Genomic DNA, 5093 nt, shown 5'->3' with positions numbered 1-5093 from the left:
AGATCGCAGGCTTCGCCAGCTCCTACAGGATGTGCTCAGCTCAGGACTTGACCGGCGGCTTGCGCAGCAAGCTGAACGCCATCGTCGCGAGGACCAGTACGCTGATCAGCAACACCGCCCACAAGCTGATTTTCTTCCAGTTGGTATCGATGGTTGCAGGACTCAGCGCGGCGGCCGGAGCCGCGATCGCGGCACCATTGGCCTTCGCCATCCCCAGCGTTGCCAGACGGGACGGTTTGTAATCGGGCACCAGCGTGGCCAGTGGCAGGCTGGCCGCTTTCACCGTCGCATTGCCCAGCGCCAGGCTGTAGGGGCCCTCACCACGCGCCAGGAACACCACCTGGGTCGGGCGCACGGCAAAACGCAAAGCGGGCGCTTCGGCACCGAGGCCGCCGCCTCGCTCGTCCACCGTCAGCTTCAATTGCTGCACCGTCTGCCCCGACAATTGCAGTTGGTTTTGCAGCACATCCTCGCCGTTCTGGGTCAAGCGATACAGCAAGCCACTGCCCTGCGATTGCCATGGCTGGCTGCTTTCACGCCGCCCGGCCAGGGTCACCGGTGCCAGGCTGTTGGCCTGGCTCAGTTCGATCTGCACCTGCTCGACATTCAGCCCCATGGGCAACTGCCAGGTGTACTCACCGGCCTTCGTGGTGCTGCCAGCCAAAGGCTGCGACCAGACCAGCGGCGCGCTTTCGTAGCGGGAGCTTTGCAACTGGGCCGAGGTCAGCACCGGCGCCGATGACGGCGACTCCCACAACAACCGCAGATAACGCGCCGGTTGTCCCGGCAGGTTCACCTCATGCTGCTCGACCCGCTCATCGGCAAAGGTCAGCCGCGCCACCTGGCCTTCACCCCACGCCTGCCAGTGTTGCAAGTCGTCACTGGCTTCGATGGTGAAGCGCTGGAAGCCGTCGCGCTCGCTGCTCCAGTCGAGGATCAACTGTTGCAAGGGCGCCTTGATCGCGCTGGCATCCAGCAGCCAGCCCCGCAACGCCTCCTCTCCCGCCTCGAGCCGGCTGGACGGTTGCACTTGCACCAGCGTGCCGTCGGCGCTCGATTGCACCCGCACGCTCGGCGCGCGCTCATTGTCATCGGCGGCGTTGTACAACGGGAACCACTTCACGTCGGTGAGGGTGCGGTTTTCACGGCTCTGGGCGGTCTCGCGAACCAGGGCATAGGCCTGGGCCTGCCCGGCGGCGTTGAACACCCGCAGGTCGCCCAGGTCGGTCTGGCGCGCTTGCAACTGAATCTCCAGGGGCAACGCCAGGCGATACCAAGGCCCCTCACCGCTCAAGGCCAATGGCACCTGATGGGCGAAGTCCGCCGGCTGCTCCTGGGCCGTCACCGACAAGGCCACCCACAACCCCACCACGCCCAGCCCGATGCGACTCAACTTGCGACTCAAGACGACACTCCCTCACTGACAGGTATTGGCGGCTCGGTCTGCGAGCCCCCTTCCGGGCGTTTTGGCGGCAGCGGCGCGAAATAGCCCACCACCAACAGCAATACGCCCACGCCGATAAACGACACGATCCGCGCCAGACCGCCACGGTTACTCAATTCGACAAAGAACAGCTTGGCCACCACCACGGCGATCAACGCCGCACCGATCAGCCACACCTCACGACGATGGCGCAGATGCCCGCCGATCATCAGGCCCAGGGCAATCAGGGTCCAGACGATGGACAGCCCGGCCTGCACAAACATGGATTCGAGCAACGCATCCAGCTCGAACGGCACACCGATCCAATGATGGGCGCTGCGCATCACCACAGCGGTGAAAAAGGCGAACAGCGACACGCCGGCGATCAACTGGGCGACGTGTCCGGCATGACCCCATCGGATTGCCAGTTGCGCCACTGCGCTGCGGGCCCACGCGTAGACGCCAAACAAGGCAAACAGCAAGCCCAGTTCCAACGGGTTGAGCAGCGGCACATAGGGCAACGGCTCGGCGCTGCCGTCGCTGAAGGTATTGGCCAGCCAGAACCAGCCCAGCATCAACAGGGCCAGGGGCGCCGCCGCGTACACGCGATATTCGCGTGAATGGGCCGAGACCGGCCACGGCCAGGCCCGCGGCGCGGCCATCAGCACCAGATACAGGCTCGGCAGAATCGCCCAACCCAGCCAGCGCCAGGCGTTGTACTGCTCGGACAACAGCATCAGGCCGTAGCGCACCTCCAGCGCCAGCACACCGATCAGCAGCCAGCAACCGAGCACATGGGCGCTGCTGCGCGCCCGGGCCGGTAGCAGCGGCGCCAGACGTTTCAGGGAAAGCAAATGCACGGCGAACACGGCCAACCAGGCCAGCCAGCCGAAATCCGCCGCCGGGTGATAACGGCTGTGCCCGGTCGCGACCAGCACACAGCCAGCCACAGGTATCAGCAAGGTGCATAACAGCCCCATCGCCGGCCAATTCAAACGCAGCGCCAGCAATGCCCACAGCGCCACACTGATTGCCGCGACGATCAGCATCAAATGGCCTTGTAGGTTCTGCGGCGCAAAGCGCAGCACTTCGCTGCCCCACGCCAGCGCCCACCAGCCGGCGCCCCAGATCAGCAACAACTCGGACAACCGCTGCAAGCTCAAGGCCTGGAACACCGCCGACGGATGACCACGCTGCAATCGCCATGCGCCTACCAGCGCCGCCAGCCCCAGCACCAGCGGCGTCCAGAACCCGCTGTGGGCCACGGGCCGCAGATCCTCGGCACTCAGCGGCCCGAGCAGCGCCGACCCGGCGGCAAGAAACGCCGCGCCGCCGATCAACTGCAACAACAGGCCGAAAACGAAACTCACGCGCTGCTTCAGGTACAGGCTCAGCCAGATGATCAGCAGGCCGCTGGCCGCCCATACACCGCTCGCCGTTTGCCAGGGCAGGACGAAGAGTACGGCGAGGTTGATCAGCACCAACCCTGCCAGCAGCACCACCGACAGCCCGCGCAGCAATCGGACATCGTTGCGCACCATGTCATCGCGTGCCGCCAGCAGCATGCCGCCAATCAGCGCCAGGCCGATCAGGGAGGCGCTGAGCAAACCGCTCCACCCAGCGCTGAACACGGCGGTCGAATCCCCTTCGGCCCCCTGCAAACGCAACAGGAACAGCGCACCGCCCAGCAGCTGCACCGCGAACGCGGTAAACAGGAAGCTGCGCGATTGCAGGCGCAGGCCCGCGAACAGCGTCGCCAAACCGGCCAGGGCCCAGGTGATGGCGGTGCCGTGAGTGAAGAAGAACAGCGGCGCCAGCAGATAGAGAAAGCTCAAGCCCAGCACCGCTAGCACCGGCAGGCCTTGGCGCTCCCAATTGGCGGTGTGCTCAGGCGCGGTCTTGCGCAACTGGTAGAAACTGAACAGCAAGGCGCCACCCAGCATCAACGCCCCCAGCGGCGCGCCATCGATCAGGCTGTTGTCGCCCTGACGCAACTCGCTGATAAAAGCCAGCGCCGAGCCCAGTTGCAGCAGCAAGGCAAAAGCCCGCGCCAATGGCCGCTGCTGACGCAGGCCCAGCCAGAAGATCCCCGCGCCTTCCACAGCCCATGCAGCCGCGGTCCACCGAGCGTCGAGGCCCAGGGGAATCGCCAGGCTGGCAAAAATCACCCCCAGGGCCAGGCAGGTTTCAGCCAACAGGACAGCGCGCCCCCCCATCAATACCCGCGCCAGACCCATGTAGATCATACCCAAGGCCAAGGCGCTGAACGCAGCGGCGAACTCCATATGCTGCACCAGCGCGAACTGCAGACCGAACCCCACCAGCGGCGGGCCGAACAGCAGGGTGCCGTCCACGTAGTCACCCTTGCGCGCCGACCAGCGCAACAGCGCATCGCGGCCTTCGTCCTCGGGCCCGTCGCCCATTTCCAGCAGCTTGCGTCGGGTAAACAACAAGCCGATCGCCAGATACATCAGGAAGAAAACAATCAGGAACGGCTCGGTGCTCCAGAGCAGTTCTGGCCCATAAGAGCGCAAGCCCCAGGCGAAACCGATGCCGAAGGTGCCGACAAAACCAATCAGGTTGAGCAGACGCCAGGCCTTGAACCAGGCAATCGCCAGAATGCCGGCATTGAGCAGGATGAAGTAGCTGAACAGCGCGACATGGTTGCCGCTGCCGGTGGACGTCAGGATCGGCGCGGCAAACCCGCCCAACGCCGCTGCCGCAGCAAGGCCGAGGGCATTTTGGGTTACCGCCAGAATCGCCGAGAACACCGTGACCGCCACCAGCAAGCCCAGGGCCGCTGTCGAGTCGAGCAGTGGATGCAGGCGCATGGCGGCGAACACGGTCAGGTACAGCACGGCGATCCCGGTGCCCTGCAACATCAACGCGTAGTTGCTGTTGCGCTGGCGCAGCCACCAACCCAGGCCCAGCAGGCTCAACGCACTGGCCGCGACGCCGGCATAACGCAACTCGATGGGCACGACCATGCCTTCAGTGGCATAGCGCAGCAGAAACGCCAGGCCGAGGAACAACAGCACCACCCCGACCCGCAATACGGTATTACCGCCGAACAGCCAGTTACGCGCCCCCGCGACGGCACGCTCGAACAGATTCGGACCACGTGGGGCAGCCGGTTCCGGCTGAACCGGTTTGGGGGCGGCCGGCGCAGACTTCCATACGTCGTCGGGCAACGGCTGGCTGGCTTGTGCGGTCATCACCGGAAGGGCTTCAAGGTCAGGCGGCAGTTCCCAGACCAGCTCCGGTTCGGATTGGATGCCGGGCTCTGGCGCCTGGGCCACGACGATCTCGGGCGATGGCGCCGGTTCGCTCGAGGCGGCGACCGTGCTGTGCTCAAGCACGATCAGCCGCTGCTCCAGTGAGCTCAAGGTGCGCTGGGCCGTTTGCAACTGGTTCTGCTGTTCGGCGGCGTGGGCACCGAGGCGGCGCAGACCAATCCCCTGAGCGATGCCAAGGCCCAGCAACGCGCCTATCAGCGCATCGGCGAACGACTCATCCACCACCCAGCCAAGTGCCAGGCCCAACAGCGTCAAAATCCATTGCATGGTCGATATCCCTAAGCGGCCCTTTGCGGGCATAACCGGGGTGAAGCGGTGCCTGGTTCAGTCTAGTGGAACCACACAAACCTTGTGGGAGCGGGCTTGCTCGCGAA

The 5093-nt window shown here is 65.1% G+C and carries 2 protein-coding genes; both read right to left on the bottom strand.

The window, feature by feature from the left end:
• Positions 1–40: 40 nt before the first annotated feature.
• Positions 41–1405 (bottom strand): DUF3999 domain-containing protein, encoded by a 1365-nt coding sequence (locus HU811_RS24670; RefSeq protein WP_186658596.1) that lies wholly within the window; start codon positions 1403–1405, stop codon positions 41–43.
• On the bottom strand, positions 1402–4986 hold the full coding sequence (locus HU811_RS24665; protein ID WP_186658594.1) for a DUF2339 domain-containing protein: 3585 nt from the start codon (positions 4984–4986) through the stop codon (positions 1402–1404). The genes HU811_RS24670 and HU811_RS24665 overlap by 4 nt, the downstream gene beginning before the upstream one ends.
• Positions 4987–5093 lie beyond the last annotated feature (107 nt).

The sequence above is a fragment of the Pseudomonas tehranensis genome (assembly GCF_014268615.1).
In the GTDB taxonomy this organism is placed as follows: Bacteria; Pseudomonadota; Gammaproteobacteria; order Pseudomonadales; family Pseudomonadaceae; genus Aquipseudomonas; species Aquipseudomonas tehranensis.
The sequence above is the reverse complement of the archived record's forward strand: the minus strand, read 5'-3'. Positions and strand labels throughout refer to the sequence as shown.